Annotated in this window: 13 protein-coding genes; 2 read left to right on the top strand and 11 right to left on the bottom strand. The window is 65.8% G+C overall.

Features of this window, described 5'->3' with window-relative positions; genetic code table 11:
* Nucleotides 1-47: 47 nt before the first annotated feature.
* Entirely contained in the window at nt 48-536 is a 489-nt protein-coding gene (locus TZ53_RS08690; RefSeq protein ID WP_238320151.1) for an IS66 family transposase, read from the bottom strand.
* Nucleotides 537-633: 97 nt separating this feature from the next.
* Here TZ53_RS08690 and TZ53_RS08695 point away from each other — a divergent pair, with 97 nt between their 5' ends.
* Nucleotides 634-1857 (top strand): IS256 family transposase, encoded by a 1224-nt coding sequence (locus TZ53_RS08695; protein WP_044660505.1) that lies wholly within the window; start codon nt 634-636, stop codon nt 1855-1857.
* Here TZ53_RS08695 and TZ53_RS08700 read toward each other — a convergent pair.
* The 8 genes from TZ53_RS08700 to TZ53_RS08735 all read right to left on the bottom strand — a co-directional run bounded on the left by TZ53_RS08700 (nt 1838) and on the right by TZ53_RS08735 (nt 15312).
* Nucleotides 1838-3010: an IS66 family transposase gene (locus tag TZ53_RS08700; protein WP_197565246.1), complete on the bottom strand. Its 1173-nt coding sequence runs from the start codon at nt 3008-3010 to the stop codon at nt 1838-1840. The genes TZ53_RS08695 and TZ53_RS08700 overlap by 20 nt on opposite strands.
* Before the next feature lie 177 nt (nt 3011-3187).
* Complete coding sequence (locus tag TZ53_RS08705) at nt 3188-4210, bottom strand: glycosyl hydrolase family 8 (RefSeq protein ID WP_044661056.1); 1023 nt, start codon at nt 4208-4210, stop codon at nt 3188-3190.
* Nucleotides 4200-4676, bottom strand: a complete 477-nt coding sequence (bcsD, locus tag TZ53_RS08710) for a cellulose biosynthesis protein BcsD (protein WP_025549999.1) — start codon at nt 4674-4676, stop codon at nt 4200-4202. Before bcsD ends, TZ53_RS08705 begins: the two co-directional genes overlap by 11 nt.
* The gene (locus TZ53_RS08715) at nt 4676-8068 is read right to left on the bottom strand and encodes a cellulose biosynthesis protein BcsC (protein WP_052628173.1); all 3393 of its coding nucleotides are present in this window, start codon (nt 8066-8068) and stop codon (nt 4676-4678) included. Before TZ53_RS08715 ends, bcsD begins: the two co-directional genes overlap by 1 nt.
* A 2-nt stretch (nt 8069-8070) precedes the next feature.
* The gene (bcsA, locus tag TZ53_RS08720; protein WP_044661058.1) at nt 8071-12396 is read right to left on the bottom strand and encodes a UDP-forming cellulose synthase catalytic subunit; all 4326 of its coding nucleotides are present in this window, start codon (nt 12394-12396) and stop codon (nt 8071-8073) included.
* The gene (locus tag TZ53_RS08725) at nt 12396-13133 is read right to left on the bottom strand and encodes a cellulose synthase operon protein YhjQ/BcsQ (RefSeq protein WP_025550001.1); all 738 of its coding nucleotides are present in this window, start codon (nt 13131-13133) and stop codon (nt 12396-12398) included. The genes bcsA and TZ53_RS08725 overlap by 1 nt, the downstream gene beginning before the upstream one ends.
* Entirely contained in the window at nt 13133-13462 is a 330-nt protein-coding gene (locus TZ53_RS08730) for a hypothetical protein (protein WP_025550002.1), read from the bottom strand. Before TZ53_RS08730 ends, TZ53_RS08725 begins: the two co-directional genes overlap by 1 nt.
* Before the next feature lie 479 nt (nt 13463-13941).
* Nucleotides 13942-15312 (bottom strand): FAD/NAD(P)-binding protein, encoded by a 1371-nt coding sequence (locus tag TZ53_RS08735; RefSeq protein ID WP_025550003.1) that lies wholly within the window; start codon nt 15310-15312, stop codon nt 13942-13944.
* Between the two features lie 253 nt (nt 15313-15565).
* On the opposite strand from TZ53_RS08735, the gene yaaA reads away from it, so the two are divergent.
* A complete protein-coding gene (gene yaaA / locus TZ53_RS08740) occupies nt 15566-16318 on the top strand; it encodes a peroxide stress protein YaaA (RefSeq protein ID WP_025550004.1) in 753 nt (250 codons plus the stop codon).
* An 85-nt stretch (nt 16319-16403) separates the two neighbouring features.
* Here yaaA and TZ53_RS08745 read toward each other — a convergent pair whose 3' ends face one another.
* Both TZ53_RS08745 and TZ53_RS08750 read right to left on the bottom strand, forming a co-directional pair.
* Nucleotides 16404-17279, bottom strand: a complete 876-nt coding sequence (locus tag TZ53_RS08745) for a MucR family transcriptional regulator (RefSeq protein WP_044661059.1) — start codon at nt 17277-17279, stop codon at nt 16404-16406.
* A gap of 173 nt (nt 17280-17452) precedes the next feature.
* On the bottom strand, nt 17453-17764 hold the full coding sequence (locus TZ53_RS08750; protein ID WP_238320152.1) for a hypothetical protein: 312 nt from the start codon (nt 17762-17764) through the stop codon (nt 17453-17455).
* Nucleotides 17765-17804 lie beyond the last annotated feature (40 nt).

The raw sequence follows: 17804 nt of genomic DNA on the forward strand, positions 1-17804 counted from the left end.
GGGCGCGAGCGTAGCGAGCTTCGTAACCGGGGCAGATTCCCGTGCGTTCAGGCTGGGGCGTTCTGGACGAGGTCTGGTAGCCATTGGACGTGTGGTGCGCCGGGGACAGCGAAGCGGTCGCCGAGGAAATGGTAGAAAGAGATGCGCAGCTTGGCGCATGTCTTGAGCAGGCCAATCATGGTGTCGCGAGCGATCCTTCCGGCCTGGCTGACGGTGCCGCCGGAGATTTTGCGCTTGGTGACGAAGGCGCGGATATCGTTTTCCGAACCATTGGTATGCAGGGGGATTTCCGGGCGTTCGAGGACGCGTAGCAACTGCGCCTTTTGGCGATGGAGGCGCGTGAGCAGCCGGTCGAGCATCACGTAACCGGTGCGCCTGGTGAAGATACGGTCGAAGCGGACCCGCAGGGCTCTGGCGCGTTTGGGATCGGGATAGCGCTGCCATGCCTTGAGGTCGGCATAAAGCCACCAGATCAGCGTCCGTTTGAGCTCGACGGCGTCACGATCTTTCTTCGAGCTGGGCTGGAGCTTGTGCACCAGCCGCTCGCAATGGACCCAGCACAGAGCATGATTGTCTGGGACTGTCAGGAATTTCGTGTGTGGCGAGGCATAATGGGTAACAAGGAGACCCAATATGTCACGACGCAAAGAACCCTCGATACCGAACGACATTCTCGATCAGCTGCTTGCCGGCACTGACGCGGCGGCAGCGCTCAGCCAGGGCGGCCTGCTTGATTCCCTGAAGAAGGCTTTTGCCGAACGTGCGCTCAATGCGGAGATGGATCACCATCTTGGCCAGGAGGAGCAAGGGAACAACAGCCGGAACGGCTATGGCCGCAAGACAGTGACGACCGACGGAGGACGGATCGAGATCGAGGTGCCACGCGATCGGGCTGGCAGCTTCGATCCGCAGTTGATTGCCAAATACCAGCGACGCTTCCCCGGCTTCGACGACAAAATCATTTCGATGTACGCGCGCGGCATGAGCACCCGGGAGATCACCGGGCATCTGCGCGAACTGTATGGCATCGAGGCCTCGCCCGACCTGATCAGCACGATCACGGACGCGGTGTTGGAGGAGGTCACAGCCTGGCAGCAACGCCCGCTGGACCCAGCCTATCCGCTGGTTTTCTTCGATGCGATCCGGGTCAAGATCCGCGACGAAGGCATGGTCCGCAACAAGGCGATCCATATTGCCCTGGGCGTCATGGCCGACGGCACCAAGGTGGTCCTGGGGTTATGGCTGGAGCAGAATGAAGGCGCCAAGTTCTGGCTGCGCGTCATGAACGAACTGCGCAACCGCGGTGTCGAGGATATCATGCTGGCCGTCGTCGATGGCCTGAAGGGTTTTCCCGACGCCATCACCGCCGTCTTCCCCGAAGCGATGGTTCAAACATGCATCGTCCATCTGCTGCGGAACTCGATGGATTTCGTGGCATGGAAAGACCGTAAGGCGCTTGGGGCAGCTCTGAAGGCCATCTACCGCGCCGTCGATGCCGTAGCCGCCGAGGAAGCGCTGACGGCCTTCGAAGCGGGCTTCTGGGGGCAACGCTATCCGGCTATCGGCCAGAGCTGGCGCAGGGCGTGGCCCGAAGTCATCCCATTTTTCGCGTTTCCTGAAGAAGTCAGGCGGATCGTCTACACGACAAACTCGATAGAGGCCCTCAATTCAAAGCTCCGCCGCGCCGTTCGTGCGCGAGGTCATTTCCCCAACGATGAGGCCGCCACCAAGCTGCTCTATCTGATCTTGAACCGATCGGAAAAAGAGTGGAAAATGCCGCCGCGCGAGTGGAACATGGCGAAGGCTCAATTTGCCGTTCTCTTCGGCGAACGCTTCATCAGGGCCATGACGGCCTGATGGTCAACCGCCTCGCCGCACACGAAATTCCTGACAGTCCCTGATTGTCTCCGACCCGGAACTGGCCGGCCCCATCGGAGACGATCGCCGTGTCGCCCAGCAAGCCTTGCTCGCTGATGGCACCCCACAGGGCACTTTCGGTAGCGACCTTGACCGGATCGGGCTGGACGTTGAGCTTGTCGAAGCCCAGCGCCGCAAGGTGGGCAGCCCAGGCCTGGGCACAAGCGAAGCGCTTGTCACCATGGCTTGCAAGGGCATCGATCTGGGCCGCAGCCATGTTCATCTCGCGCATCCGGGCCATTGCCACGTCATTGACGACATGCTCGCTGCGCCCGGCCTTGAGCAGACCCAGAAAGGCGGCACGGGACTTGGACACGCCGCTCCGGAACACGGCAAAGCGCTGGTCACCCAGTTGCGTGACATAGCCATTGCGCCGGGCATGGGGAGCGCTGGTGTCATCGACGCTGATCCACCGGGCGGTCTCCAGTCCTGTGCGCAAAACGGCCTGATCTTCAGCCACCAGGGCTTCAAGCCCCCTGCTCAGAAGGCGAACAACTTGCCGCTTGGAGATGTGCAGGCCCATTCCGTTCAAGATGGCTGTCAGCCGTTCACTCGTCATCTGCCCCTGGAAGTGACCTGCGGCAATGAAGCGACGAAGCTCGGGGCCAAAGCCACCCAGAATGCCCGGCGGCAAAGGCGCCAATATCCGCTCGCCCGTCGCCGTCTCCCAGCGTTCGCGGCGATAGCGCACCACCTCGACGCTGATCTTCAGATCCTGCACCAGCACGTCTTCGTAGCCGCGAAACCTCGATCCGGCAGGCGCATCCGCCTTCAGCTTCACTTCTGACGTTACAGCCAGCTTGTCACGCACCGATCCCCGGCCGCGTTTACGGCCTTTCTTGCTCTTCGGCTTCGATGTTGCCTGCTCCATCCCTGATGGCTTCGTCTTGAACTTCGGTCGCGGCGGCAGCCCTTTCAGCCGCGCGATCTCGTCCTTCAGCGCGAGATTCTCGGCCTTCAGTTCGGCATTCTCTATCGTCAGACGCTCAACCGTCTCCTGAAGCGTGCCGACCTGCGCCGCCAGTGCACCGACCACACGCCGTAAATCGGCAAAGCCGCTATCGTCGTCAGGGCCAGATCCACCAGAAGTCATCCAAAGTGTGAATCAGATCGAAAACGATTTGTACACCCCGTGCCCGGAAATCTGCCCCGGTTACGCGAGCTTCCAGCTTAGCCGTTGAAAACTCACGCTGATGTCGCGCCAGCCCACCCCCTAGCCCCCTCCCGCCTGCGGGAGGGGGAATGTCCTGATTCCACCCCGGAAAACCGCTCAAATCCGCATCTGGTTCATCAGTCCCAGCGTCGCGGCATAATAGTCCTGATCGGCGGCGGCGGCCGGCAGATTGCGGTTCAGCAGGCGTCCGGCGATGGCGGTGGCGCCGGCGGAGAGCGCATAGGGCGCGGTTTCGCCCGTGACCACATTCACCCAGGCGGGCAGCGGCCTGCCCGCGCGCACGAGGGCGAGCCAGTAGCGCGCGATCGAGTCGCAGGCGGTGCGTCGCCCGCTCATCAGGCAGTAGAGCGGCACGCGGATGCCTTCGAAGCCGAAGACCGGATCGCGTCCCTCCGCCGGTTCGACCACGCCCTTGCCCTTGATGTCGACCCAGTCGGCGGGAAGGCCGGAGGGGCCGAAGCGCGCGGCCTTCAGGATCTTCAGCCCATCGGCCGCCAACGGACCCCAGATGCGCGGTTCCAGCCGGGCGAAGGCGTCGATCGCCGGCCAGACATAATAAGAGGGGTTGACGATCACCCGATCTGCCTTGGCGAAGCCGACAAGGCCGGGCAGCAGCAGGGTGAAGCCGTGGCGCTGCACGATCAGCTTCTGCGCGACCGCGCCCCGGACCGCTGCCGACTGCTGCAGATAATCCGCCTTGCCCCAGCGGCGACCCGCCATCAGCAGCGCCCAGGCGATCAGCAGGTCGCCGTCGGTCGCGTTGTTGGGATCGGCCACCGGATCGGCGCGGCCGGGCGTGTAGCGCCAGCTATGCAGCGCCATGTCCTTGCGCAACAGCGTCTGGGCGGTCCAGCGCGCCATGACGTCGAAGGCCGCACTGTCGCCCGCCGCCTGCGCCAGCGCCATGCCATAGCCCTGACCCTCGCTATGGCTGACGCCGCCATTGCCATTGTCGACGATCCGGCCTTCTGGCGCCAGGAAGCGGGCCTTGTAGCCTTGCCAGAGCGCGGGATCGAGCATCAGGCCGTCCATGGATTTGGCGGAGGACTTGGCGCGGGCGCAGCCGGTCGTCAGGGCAAAGGCGAGGGCGGTCAAGACCGTCCGCCGTTCAAATCCCATGACGCAGTTCGATATGCCCGCCCTGGCTGCGTGAAATCCGGGTGCTGAGCCGTTCGCCGCTGCCCATCTGCCGGAACCATGCGTCATAGGCTCCCTCCAGGATGAAGGGGGCGACTCCGGCCCATATGCCGTCGGCATCGCCCTCCAGCCTTTCGGGCAGGCCGTCATGGAAGATGTCGATTCCTTCATCGTCCAGTTCGAATCGGACGCTGCCCCAATGCAGCCTGTCCCAGACCATGTTGCCGTGCTGGGTCAGCCTGTCCATATCCTTGGCATTGACGATCGGATGGCTTTTGGCAAGCCGCGCGCCGACCGCGCGGAAAAAGCCCTGCATCTGTTCCGCCGTGGCGGCGGAGGCGATTTCGCCGAGGATCAGGCTGACGAAGCGCTGGGCGGCCTCCCCGCCGGATGCGAGCATGGCGATGTCCTGATTGCCCGCCATCGGGAAATCCTTCACGAACAACATCAATTGCCTCCGATATTCTGCTTGAGCCCGATCAGTGTCTTGAACTCCTTATATTCACCGAAAGTGTTGATATTCAGTTCCCCGCCCAGCCGCGTGTTCGGGCTGACCCGATAGGAAATCGCGCCGGCCGCCGACAGGCCGAAGCCGGTCTTGCTGATGCTGTCATAACGGGAACGGACGTCGCTGTTCTGGCTCTTGAGGAAATCCAGCACGCCCTGCGCGCCCGGCTCCGTCGGATAGACGGGCTCTCCCTGCTGATCGTAGCTCTGATAGCCGGGCGCGACGCTTGCCTGGATGCTCATGGGGCCGTCATTCGTCCAGTAGCGGATCGGGAAATTGACGCTGAGGAAGCTCTGCGGGCTGAAATAGCCGCCATGGCCGTAGGTGAAGTAATTCTGGTTGTTGTCGTAATTCTGGTAATTGACGTTGAAGCCCACGGAAACGCCCGAGCGCGCATTCTGCCACGCCCGCAAATAGCCGCCGGCATTGATCTCCACGCTGTCATTGTCGCGCACCGCCGTGCCGTCATAATGATAGAAGGAGCCGTCGGCATAGACGCCATTGCCGTTGCGGTCATAGGACAGGGACAGGCCGCCGCCGCTCTTCATCACAGCGCCCCAGAAGGCGCCGGTGCGTGGGTCGTCCGTGCCCGCATAGGCGATGATGCTGTCGGTCACGGGCTTGCGGTCGGCCCAGATGCGGGCGGTGGCATTGGTCGACAGGCGGGGCGTCACCTCGATCCTGCCGGTGACATGCTCCTTGGGGAAACCCAGCGGCGTGACGCCCGCTTCCAGCGTCAGCAGCTTGCTGACATAGCTGGCGGTGACGGCGACGCCTGACTGATGCTGCGTTTCGGCGCTGGTGAGCTGCGACGGCTGCTCGTCCACGATACCCTGCGCCTCGGGCGTGGCGTTGGTGCCGAAGCGGGCGAGGCCCGACCCGGTCGGGCGGCCCGAATCCAGCACGACCGCCGTTGCCTTGACGCCGGCCCGGCCCCCCGCGACGGGGGCGGAGAGGGAAGCGCTGCCAGTCATTTCGCGCAATTTGCTGAGGCCCGTTTCGCCCGAGCGCGACCGATAGCCTGTGTCGACGTCGACGCGCGGGCCGCTTTCGTCGGCCGATTGCTGCAATTGCTGATCGATCTCCGCCAGCACCGGATCGGCGGGGACGTTCGTTACGCCGCTGTTCCGATCGGCATAGGCCTGATCGGCATAGACCGGGTTGCCGTAGGAAGGCGCCGGGGCCGCCATTCCGGGAAAGCCGGCGGGGGCAGCATAGCCCGGCGCGGGCGGGTAGGCGGGCATGGCAGCCGGGGCGGGCGCGCCAAAGCCTGACCCCACGGGCGGCTGAGGGGCAAAGCCCATGGGCGGCGCATAGGGTGCCGACAGGGCCGCGGGATTGCTGCCGAGCGCGAACGGATTGACCGGCTGCGGCGCGGCCATGGCGCGGAAGGGGTTGGCAGATTGGGGCGCCGCCGCGAAAGGATTGCCGTTCGCCATGACGGCGCCGGGCGCCATGCCGGTTTCGCGCATGTAGAGCGCCCGGGCGGTCTTGAGGTAACGCGCCGCGTCCCCGTCATTGCCGCGCGTGCGGGCCATGCGGGCGGCCGCCATATAGACCCGGTAATCGGCCGGATGCATCTGGATCGCCTGCTGGGTGACGGCGCGCGCCGTTTCCATGTCGCCCGATGCGCTGGCCGTGTCGATCAGGCCCACCATCGCGTCGCGATCCGCCGGCTTCTGCGCCAGCAGCATGCGGAAGGTCTGCGCCGCCTGCGCGTTGAGGCCGCCCGATTGGTACAGCCGCGCCAGGGCGGAAAGGATTTCCTCATTGCCCGGCGCATCGTTCCATGCCGCCTGCAACATGTCGAAGGCCGGGGCGAACTGCCCCGCCTGCCGCATCCGGTCCGCCTGCGCGGCCGCCAGCGTCGCCTTCAGATTGCCAAGGCTGCGCTGGCCCTGAAGCGAGGGGCCGGCCAGCGCCGACGCCTTCTGCACGGCGCTCATGGCGATGCCGTCCTGTCCGGTCTGCGCCAGCACCCGCACCGCCGCGTCATAGGCGCCGGCGTCATTGGCGGGGGCGTCCAGCGCCTGCGCCGCCAGCTGGCCCGCGCCGCGCGCATCGCCCAGTTCCAGCATGCCCTGCGCCAGCGCGCCCATGCGGTCGGCGGACAGGCCGCGCATCTCCGACGCCTGGCGCAACATGGCGAGCCCCTGGCCCTGCGCGCCCCGCGCCCCAGCGGCCTTCGCCTGGGCAATGGTGGCGGATATGCCGAGGCCGGCGATGAAGTTGCGCATCTCCGCCGTGCGCTGCCCTTCCGGAATGCGCGCGGCGACGGCCTGCGCATCGCCGGTGCGTCCCGCGCGGTCCAGGATCAGCGCGGCGGCGTAAAGCGGTTCGGGCTTGTCGGAATAGGAAAGCTGGCGGACCAGCGCGTCCTGCTCCGCCACGCGGCCCTGCTGCTGAAGCAACCCGGCAAGGTCGTAGGCGACCCAGGGATCGTCGGGCGCATTGCCCATGGCGGCGCGCAGCAACTGTTCGGCGCGGGCGCTGTCCCCTGCGTCCAGGGCGGCGCGCGCCTCGTTGCGGGTGGCGCTGGCCTGGGCCGTGGCGGCTCCAGCGCCGGCCTTGCCCAACTGGCGGTAGAGTTCGGCCGCCTCATTATAGCGGCCCTGCCGTTCATAGACGCTGGCCAGCACCGATACCGCAGGCCCCTTGTCGCGAAAGTCCGACTGGCTGAGCGCGGTGGCGAGCCGCTCCGCCTGCGCGAGGTCGCCCTTGTCGAGCGCCGTCCGGGCGGAGTCCAAATCGGCATAGAAGCGCGCCGACTGCAATGCCTCGGCCCATTTGCCCGCGCCCCCCATGCGCGAGGCGCGGGTCAGCAGGTCGCGGGCCTGCGCGAATTCGGACTTGCGCAGCCGCACGATCCCCATGCCGCCCAGCGCGTCGGCGTCGTTGGGATTGGCGGATAGCGCCGTGCGGAAGCGGGCGGCCGCGGTGTCGAGCTGTCCGGCCTCCAGCGCGCGGAAGCCGGCGGCACGGGCGTCGCCGCCCCGGTCGGTACGGGTGGGGCGCGCGGGCGCGGTGCGCGCCGGGGCGGGCGCCGCGGTCTGGGCGGGAGGGGCAGAGCGCGGGGCTTGCGCAGGCTGCGGCCTCGCCGCGGCCTTGGGCTGGGGCGCATTGCCGGCAAGGCCGCGCCGCGCTTCGGCATTGGCGGGATCGATGGCCAGCACCCGGTTATAGGCCTGTCGCGCCAGGTCGCCGCGTCCCTTGGACTGCCAGTAGCGCGCCTGCTTGAGCAGCGGGGCGACACCCTGCACCTCCGCCTGCGCCAGGGGCATCGTCGCGATGGCCAGCAGCGGCAGGCCGAGGATGGAGATCGTCTTCTTCATGATCATTTCACCGCTTCGAGGCGCTTGGTTTCCTGCCGCTTGAACAGCAGATAGACCGGTGCGGAGATGAGGAAGGCGACCAGCAGGCCACCCAGGGCGATCAGGAACGGCCGCTGGCTCATCCAATAGGCGATCTTCATCCAGACCGGCAGCGATCCGACCCAATAGCCGTCGCCCACCGCAAAGCTCGCCATGCCTTCGCCGTCCACCACCGAAAGATCGCCCTGCACCTGCGCGTTGATCCTGGTGTCGTTGAGGCCGTTGACCAGCGCCGGCAGCGCTTCGGGATCGCTGGCCAGCAGCGCGACGACGCTGCGGTCGGTGTCGAAGGGCGACTGGAAGCCGACGATGCCGCTGAAGCTGTCGGACCCGGAGAAGAAGCCGTCGACCGTGCCGCTGTCGCTGCGCTCATAGGGGGAGAAGAGGTCGAAGGCCCGCTCCACCGGCGTGCGTTCGGTGACGCGCAGCCGGCCGTCCTGGTAAAAGACGGGCGCGCCGGAAAAGAGCGATTCCGACTGGGCGATCTGGACCGGGCCGATGACCAATATGTCCTTGCCCGTCATGCGCGCGGCATCGACCGACCGGGTGACGCTGGCCCGGATCGCGGGTGCGCCGGTCGCGTCCCCGAAACGGCCCATGACGTTCAGGAAGGCCTCGACCACGGCGGCCGTCGGATCGCCGGGCAGCAGGACGACCGTCTCCGCCATGTCGGGCCGCACGGTGAAGGGATAGCCCCCGCCCGCGAAGCTCGCCAGATTGGGCATGTGCAGGGCATGATAGGCGTGGCTGAGGTCGATCGAGCTTTCCGGCAAGATGCTGACGCGCACATTGTCGGGCAACATCCCCTCGCAGCGCTGCTTGGACTGGACCAGCAGATTATAGTCGAACACCAGCGAGTTCTGGCCGAACAGGTCGTAGCGCGGCAGCACGACGTCGGCGCGCGACGTATAGGCCGTGGGCCGTCCGCCGCCGAACCATTTGTCCCACCAATGTTCGCCGGTCAGCGGCAGGGTGGTCAGATATTGGCCGTTCATCGACAGGTCGAGGCGCGAGCGGGACTTGTCCAGCCAGGGGGCGGACGGATAGCGGTAGCGCAGGTCGAGCTTGGCCCCCTGCCGCGGCCAGAAGAACAGGTCGGGCGCGACATGGAAACCGGCGCTGAGCGGGCCGGGCGGCAGGCCGATGCCCTGCAGGGCATAGCGCGGCACGATCTCGCCCAGGCGCACCGGCCGGTCGGTCCGCAGCCAGCGCGGCGCGGAATAGCGGGGGAAGGAGGGCAGGCGCACGCCGTCCAGCGACGCGCTCGCCCCGCCCAGCATGCCCCGTCCGATGGCGAGCGCCGCGGCCGCCTGCTTCAACTGCTTCTCGTCGCTGCCGCTGACGACCAGCAACTGGCCCTCGCTGTCCACCGGATTGGTGATGATGGTGGCGGCGGGCCCTCCGGGAAGGTTGATGCCGGGAATGCGGCGGCCCGGCGTCACGAACAGCACGGCGTTGCCGGCGGGGATCTGGCCAAAGCTGGGCTTGAAGGAATAGCCGCGATAGCTGGCCATGCCGCCGAACCAGGATGCGGTGCTGGCCGCCGCCTCCAGCTCGCCATTGGTGGGCTTGCCCGCGAAGACGAAGGGCAGTTTCAGCGCCACATTGTCGTTGCGGTCGAAAAAGGGCGCGGGCAGGCGCGCGAGGTCGGGCTTCAACGGCAGCGACTGGGTGGTGATGTTCAGCACCGACCGCGTATTGCTGACATTGGCCCAGAGCGAGCTGTGGAAGGGGTCTTCGCAGTCGCGGGTGTAATGGCCGATGAAGCGCAGGTTGAGCGAATTGTCGCCCGGCAGGAACAGCGCCGGGTTGATCGGCACGGTCACCGTCTGCGTCGTGCCATCCGAAGGCCGAAGCGGCAGGGCGTTGACCACTTCTCCGTTCAGCAGGACGACGATCTGGCTGAGGTCGCCCAGCAGCGAGGGCGAGAAGTTGAAGGCCAGGGTCAGAGAGGCGCCGGTCACGACCTGGTTGCTGCGCAGGCCGAAGGGAATGCCATATTCGCCGCGCGTTCCGGCGAGGCGGATGGGGTTCTTGACCTGCAGGTCCTTGAGCAGCAGCCGCTGCGGCTTGCCGCCCGCCGCCGGGACCGGCGTGGCCGCGGCGGGGGTGCTTGCCGGCACGGCGGGAACCGCATTGGCGGAAGTGGTGGCGAGCGCCCCGGCGGCCGCGGCGGCGGCCATGGCGCGCATCGCCTTCTTCCGGCGGCGCGGCAGGCGCCATATGTCGATGATCGTGTCGATGCCCACGCTGAAAATATCCCTGATGGATTTGAGGCCGGCGACCGGCGCCAGCGGCTTGTCCGATTGCCACGCATCGGCGCGGCCCATGACGGCGCGCACCAGATGACGGGCATGCACCATGTCGAGCGGCTGGAAGCGCAGCTTGGCCCGGCCGTTATCCAGGCGAACCGTGTCGACCGGAATGGTCAGCGTCTCGTCGCCCATCGGCAGCGAGATGTCCGTGACCTTGCGCCCCTGGAGCGCGAAACCGTCCGGCAGCTCCGCCGCCAGCCCGCCCAATGAAATGTCCACGGTCGTCCCGTCGACGACATAGCCGTCGTCGAAATAGAGCGTCACGGGCATTTGCGCGGTGATGCGGATATTCTCGCGCACCTGCCGCTGTTCCCGTGCGACCGAAATCGCCGCGATCAGGATCAGCAGGCTGAAGCTCGCCCATGCGGTGTTCAGCAGCACCGTGTCCCACTGGGCGTCGAACAGGAGGGGGAAGTTCAGCTTCACGAAGCCGAAGATCACGCCGAACACCAGCAGCAGCGCGGTGATGACATGCGGCCGCACCGTGGTGCCGTCGAAATAGGTCTGGTCCAGCAGGCCGCCCTTGTCGGTCACGTTGAACTTGCCCTTGCGCGGGTTCAGCAGCGTGAACAGCGTCGGCTTCACCAGATGGAAGGCGAGCAGCGTTTCGTAGATCTCGCCCCAGAAGGGCCGCCGGTCGCCGCCCTGGATGCGCTCGCTCGACATGGTGGAGATGAACAGGTGCGGCAGCGCATAGGCGAAGATCAGCGCGGCCGACGCATGGATGATGTTCTGTCCGCCGATCAGATAGGCGAGCGGCGACGTCAGGAACACGATGCGCGGCAGCGGAAACTGGAAATGCAGCATCGCGTTCAGGTAGCAAAGCCGCTGGTGCCAGTTCAGGCCCGGCCCGAACAGCGGATTGTCGATCCGCATGATCTGCGTCATGCCGCGCGCCCAGCGGATGCGCTGGCCGACATGCAGCACCAGCCGCTCGGTCGCGAGGCCCGCCGACAGGCGGATGCCGATATAGGCGGTGTTCCAGCCCATGCGCTGCAGTTTCAGCGCGGTATGCGCGTCCTCCGTCACCGTCTCGCCGGCAAAGCCGTTGGTCTGCTCCAGCGCGGATCGGCGGATGACCGCGCACGACCCGCAGAAGAAGGTCGCGTTCCACAGGTCGTTGCCCTTCTGCACCGCGCCGTAGAACAGGTCGCCTTCGCCCGGCAGTTCCTTCACATTGCCCAGGTTCCGCTGCACCGGATCAGGCGAATAGAAATGGTGCGGCGTCTGCATCAGCGCCAGCCGCGCGTCCTTCTGGAACCAGCCGACCGTCATCTGCAGGAAGGCGCGGGTGGGGACGTGGTCGCAGTCGAAGATCGCGATCAGTTCCCCGTCGGTCTTCTTCATCGCGGCGTTCAGATTGCCCGCCTTGGCGTGCAGATTGTCGGCCCGCGTCAGGTAGCCGCAGCCGGCCTGCCGCGCGAAGGCCCGGAATTCGGGGCGGCGGCCGTCGTCCAGGATATAGACGTGGAAGCGGTCGCGCGGATAATCCATGTCCATCGCCGCGAAAACCGTGTTCTGGACGATCGCCAGGCTCTCATTATAGGTGGGGATATAGACGTCGATGACCGGCCATTGATCGGGCTCGCCCTCGATCTCCACGACCGGGCGGTCCAGCGGCCAGCTCGTCTGCAACAGGCCCAGGACCAGGATGACCCAGGCGTAGAGTTCCGCCAGATAAAGGCCGGTGCCCAGCAGGGCCGCGGGCAGGCTGTCGAAGTCCAGCGTGTGCGTCGTGCGCCAGAACAGATAGCGGGTGGACACCAGCAGCGACAATATGCCGATGGCGATGGTCGACCGTTTGCCGGGCGAACGGTTGAACAGGATCACGCCCGCCATGGTGGTCAGCGCGAATATCCACTGCGATTCCAGGTCGAGCGGCACCGTCACCACGACGATGACGACGGCAGCCACGAAGAGCCCCGCCGCAAGCCTGAGAAGGGCCTGCGGGGCGAGTTGGGAAGGGAGGGACATCAGGCGTCTCCTGTAACCTCGATGTTCGCCTCTCCCGGGGCGGGTTTCAGTCCGATGCGCTCTTCCACGGCGTCGGCGAACAGGCGCAGGTCCTGCAACGCGGCGCTCGGCGGCGCATATTTGCTGATGAGTTCGAACCGCGCGAGCGCTTCGTTGACGGCCTCGTCGCGGCGGATGGTGGCCAGCAACTGGTCCCCGAACAGGTCGCGGACGAAGCTGTGGCTGTGGCGCGACAGCTTCTGCCGGTCGTCCAGCTGGTTGAGGACGAAGACGGTGCGGTCCAGCTTCATCGCCGGGGCCGTCTCGCTCAGGCGGTTGAGCGTGGCGAGAGAGGCGGCAGTGGGCAGTAGGGGACAGATATGCAGCACGCAGCGGGGCATCAGCAGTTCCAGCAGGTGCCGGTCCTCCGATGCGACATCGACGATCCAGATATGGCCGGGATCGAACATCCGCTCGAACTCCCGGTCCACCCGGGCCGCGAAGGCGGCGGAGCGGCTCTGGCCATGGCCCTGCATGACGCTGACCCCGAAGGCCACCAGCGGTTCGCCGCCGCCCGCGCCCCATTCCGGCACGGCCTGCGCCGGCATGAAGCCGAAATGCATCTTCAGCGAATCCTGGAAGGTGCAGTCGAGCGCGTTGACCTCATAGCCCTTGCCGGCAAGGTGCAGGGCGAGCTGGGCCGCCAGGAAAGTCGTGCCGGTGCCCCCCTTGGGCGATTGAAGCAGGATGACGGCCATCAATCCAGCTCCGAGAAGCGGTTGAAGAATTCCTTGAGGTCGACATTGTTCGTCGGCGCCGCCCGCCGCTGGGGCGCGCCATATTGGGCGAAGATCTGATTCGGCGCGGCCGGGGGCTGCGATGTCCTGGTGGCGGGGGCGGGCCGTTCGTCCTGCTGGACCTGCCGGACGGGCAGCCGTGCGGCGTCATCGCCCACCACCTTCTGGTCGCCCAGCACGGCCGCGAAAATGGGCCATAATTCCGTTTCCGAGAACCGGTCCTCAAATTCGCGATAGGCGAAGTCCTTGCGGTTCAGCTTCTCCAGCAGTTTGCGAGCATCGCGGCGCATTGGCCCCCCATATGCGTGAACGGTAAGTAGTTTGTTGCTTATAGCTAATTTACTATATCTTTCTTAATAGAATGACAGTGGGATGCGACAAAAAACTGAAAGCTGATATGGATCAAGAAAGATATGCCGATCGTTTCGCTAATAGACTGTTTCTGAACGGTATATGTCGGCAAATACATTCCAGCGGGCTTTTCCGTCATGTCTCATCCGTAACGATCACGGGCAGCAAGGATCGGTTTTGTGCCAATGAGATACAGGTGCGGCTCGATTCATGGCATTTTTTCCACCTGAACCGGATTGGATTATAAAGGGAATATCATGATCGGGCGGCTGACGGATAAAGGCCGGTCATTTCCCTTGCGACCCGGACAAGTGTTAAACAAGCTGGAATCACTGGCGCATCATCGCCGGATAGGCGACTTCATCAGGACCATATCATGAAGTGGTGGCCGATCCCGCAAGACGGGGATCGGGCTTTACTACAAACCCTCGGCCTCGACCCAATGGGCGCCCGTGATCTCCCGGGCCAGTTCCCAAACCTGGCGGCGGATGTCGGGAACGGCGACGATTTCCCAATGGGCGCCGCGGGTCATCGGGCCGACGACGAAAAGGCGGGGCTGGGCCGATCCGTCGCGGGCTATGGCATGGCATTGGCGGTCGACATCGATGCCGATCGCCAACGGATCGGGACGGATGTCGCCGCGCGATGCCAGGCGACGCAGCAACGGATCGTCGGTGCGCCGCAGGTCGCCCAGCGGGCCAGTGCAATTGACGACCCTGGCGAAGGCGACGGTCTCGCCCTCTTCCCGGCCACGACGACGCAGATGCACATGGATCGTGCCGCCCTCCGGAACGGCCTGCACGACTTTCGCGGCGCGGATTTCCAGCCGTCCTTCCGCCTGCATCGCCGCCAGCCGCTCCGCCACCTGCGGTGCGATGCGGTGGCGGTGCACGTCCCAATAGGGGCGCAGGTGGCGCAGGAAGCGGCTGCGCTCCTCCGCGCTGGCGGCCCGCCACATATCCTGGGTGAAGCGGCGAAGCTCATCCACGGCATTGCGCCAGCCGATTTCCGCGCTGCGTCTGCGCAGCGTCCGGACCAGCGCGGAAGCGGCGCCCTTCGGCCGGTCGCTGCGCGGCGCATAAGGGGGCGCCGGCGCATGGCTTTGCGGCGCCAGCCCACGGCGGGATAGGGCGACGATCCGCCCCCGGAATCCGGCGCGGTCCAGGCTGAGCGCGCAATCCACCGCCGTCAGCCCGCTGCCGAGCAGCAGCACCCGATCGCTGTCCTGCAAGCCCGCCGCGATGGTCGCCGCCCAGGGATCGTTCACATAGACGGCGTTCTCGGGGCCGTCCCTGTCGCGCAATCCGGCAAAGGCGGGCAGGTCGTGCGGCGGCAGATTGCCGGGCGCCAGCGCCACGATGTCGGCTTCGATCCCGCCCCCGGAACGCAGGACGACGCATATGCCGTCGTCGCGCAGCTGCAGGTCGACGGCATCGCCGTTCAATATGGTCAGCCTGTCCGCGGCCTGCCCCCGCATCTCGTCCAGCATGGCGCTGAGATAGGCGCCATAGTCGCGCCGGGTGGCGAAGCTGCCTTCCTGGCCCAGTCCCTGCTGCTTCAGCCAGTCGGTGAAATGATCGGGGCTGTCGGGCAGGGCGCTCATATTGGCGGCGCGCACGTTGAGAACATGGCCGGCATGCGCCGCTCCATAGGCGAGGCCCCGGCCCATCCGTTCTTCATGGCGCTCCACCATCGTCACGCGCAACGCACCATGACGAAGCAGGTTGATGGCGAGCAGCGTGCCGCTGAACCCTCCTCCGATAATGGCGGCGTGATCGACCTTCAGCATGGATCAGGCATTTTTCCATAACAGCGGTTGGCCCGGATGGCGCGGCGGACCATGGAAGAAGCAGGATCGCAACTGTCCCAACCCCTTCCGCCCGAACGCATTTCCCAAGCCTAGGAGCGGACAGGCAATAGGGGCAAGCCCCATTGTGGACAAGGGTCGCGGCAATGCCGATCCGGCGTCATGGAACGCCGTCGGCAATATGCTGTGCAACGGCATTTTGACGCATGGGCGGCCGCTCGCTACGGAGGCTGGCATGATCGCACTGCTATCCCCCGCCAAGACGCTTGATTTCGAACGCGCGCTGCCGCCCCTGCCCGTCACCACCCCGCATTTCGCCGAAGAGGCGCGCGGCCTGGCCAGATCGGCCGCCAACCTTTCGCAGAAGCGGTTGTCGGAGTTGATGCATATCTCGCCGCGCCTGGCGAAGCTCAACGCGGACCGCTTCCGCGATTTTGCCGACTTGCCCGAACGGCAGGCTCTGTTCGCCTTTGCCGGCGATGTCTATACAGGTTTCGAAGCCAGTACGCTGGACGAAGCGGCGGTCGCCTTCGCGCAGGACCATGTCCGGATGCTGTCGGGCCTTTATGGCCTGTTGCGGCCGCTGGACGCGATCCGGCCCTACCGGCTGGAGATGGGGACGCGCTGGGCGCCGCGCCACAAGAAGCTGACCGACTGGTGGGGCGATCGCATCGCTGAACTGCTCCGCGGGCAGATCGCGGAGGAGGGGTCGGGCGTGGTCCTCAACCTCGCCAGCCAGGAATATTTCGCGGCGGTGGAAGGCAAGCTGGCGGGCATCCGCATCATCGACGTCGATTTTCGCGAGCCCGGTCCCGACGGACCGCGCTTCGTCAGTTTCAATGCCAAGCGCGCCCGGGGCATGATGGCCCGATGGATGTGCGAGCATCGCATAACCGACGTCGATGCGATGCGCGGCTTCGACAGCGACGGCTATCGCTTCGATGCCGGGGAGAGCGAGCCCGATCGCTGGCGCTTCACTCGGACCTGAGCGGGCTTACCGCCGTTCCGTTGCTACGACCGCCCGGATGGCCGGATGGGAAGCGAGATCGTGATCGCTCGCTTCCCGTCCATGATCAGGATTTGGCGGTTGCGGCTTCGGGCGTTTTTTCCTCGCCGCCCAGATGCGAACTGGCTGCTTCCAATGCCGCCTTCAGCGACTTGGGCTTGGCGGTTCCATTGGCCTTCGCAGGAGCGGCCTTCTTTACCGGGGCCTTTTCCTGCGCAGGCGCCTTGGAAGCGGCGGCAGCCTTGCCGTCCGCCTTGTCGCCCTTGGCGGCGGCGATCGAAAGGCGCTGGCGCGGCTCCTTCCTGTCCTTACTGGCGGAGGCCGGCGCCGCGGCGCGATTGCCGCGGTTCGATATGACGGGGGCGGGCCCATCCTTCGCCTTGTTCGTCTTTGGCGCTGCGGCCTTAGCAGGCGCCGCGGCCTTCGCCGGCGCATCGGACCCGGCGGCGGGAGCAGCCTTTTCCGATGATTTGGGCGCGGCGGCCGGGCTTGCCGGAGTGGCCGCTGCCTTCGCAGGGGCTGCGGCCTTCGTAGCGACGACCGGCTTACGGCCCAGGCCGGCCTTTTCCGCGACGGCGCGACGCGCCTGCGAATAGCTTTGCGCCACCAGCGGATAGGTGCTGGGCAGCTTGTAGCGTTCCCGATATTGTTCCGGCGTCAGGCCATGGGCGGCCAGATGGCGCTTCAAGGTCTTGTACGGCCTGCCGTCGATCAGGCTGAGGATATGATCGGGCGAGGCGAGGCTCTTGCGCACCGAAACCGCAGGCGTGAAGGTTTCGGCAGCGGGCTCGGCAATGGTCGCCGTGGCATTTTCCGTCAGCGCCGTGCGGGTGGTCTTGATCAGATCGGCCAAGCTTTCGCTCGGAACGCTGTTTCGCGAGACATAAGCGCTGAGCAACTGGACGGTAAGGGCAGTGATGTCGTTCTTGTCTTCGTCGGCCATGTGAGCGAACCCGTTTCAGGAGGATGTTAGCGCTATTTGCGCAAATCGACGCAGATTGTAAATGTCGGATTTCCAGTAAATGGTCTTCTATGCCTGTATTTGCCGGCAATCGATCCAATGTCGGAAAGTCGATCCCGTTCCATGATCGTCAAATCGGCGTGCGTGATCGGGCATCAATCCTTCTCAATGACATCGGTCCTGGGCATGAGGCGGCAGTCGCGCCAGTTCCGGTCGCCCCTGGGCACGAACGACACATAGTCGCCGTCGATGATGAGGGCCGCCCGGGGACTTCGATAATATCGGCCCAGCGATATTGCCCCGCGTTTGAGCGTGAGCTGCCCGTCCTTCCAGACGACCGTGGCGCGGTCGGCATCGGCGCGGACGGAAAAGCGCCGTCCGGCGGCGCACTGGACCTCCATGTCGGCGTCCGGGCGTTGTGCGCCTGCCGGCGCGAGGGTCGCGGCGGCCGCCACTATGGCGGCCATCGGCATGAGGGCGCCGGGGAAAGAGCGGCATGTCATTGCT

It is taken from the genome of Sphingobium sp. YBL2, assembly GCF_000943805.1.
Taxonomy (GTDB): Bacteria; Pseudomonadota; Alphaproteobacteria; order Sphingomonadales; family Sphingomonadaceae; genus Sphingobium; species Sphingobium fuliginis.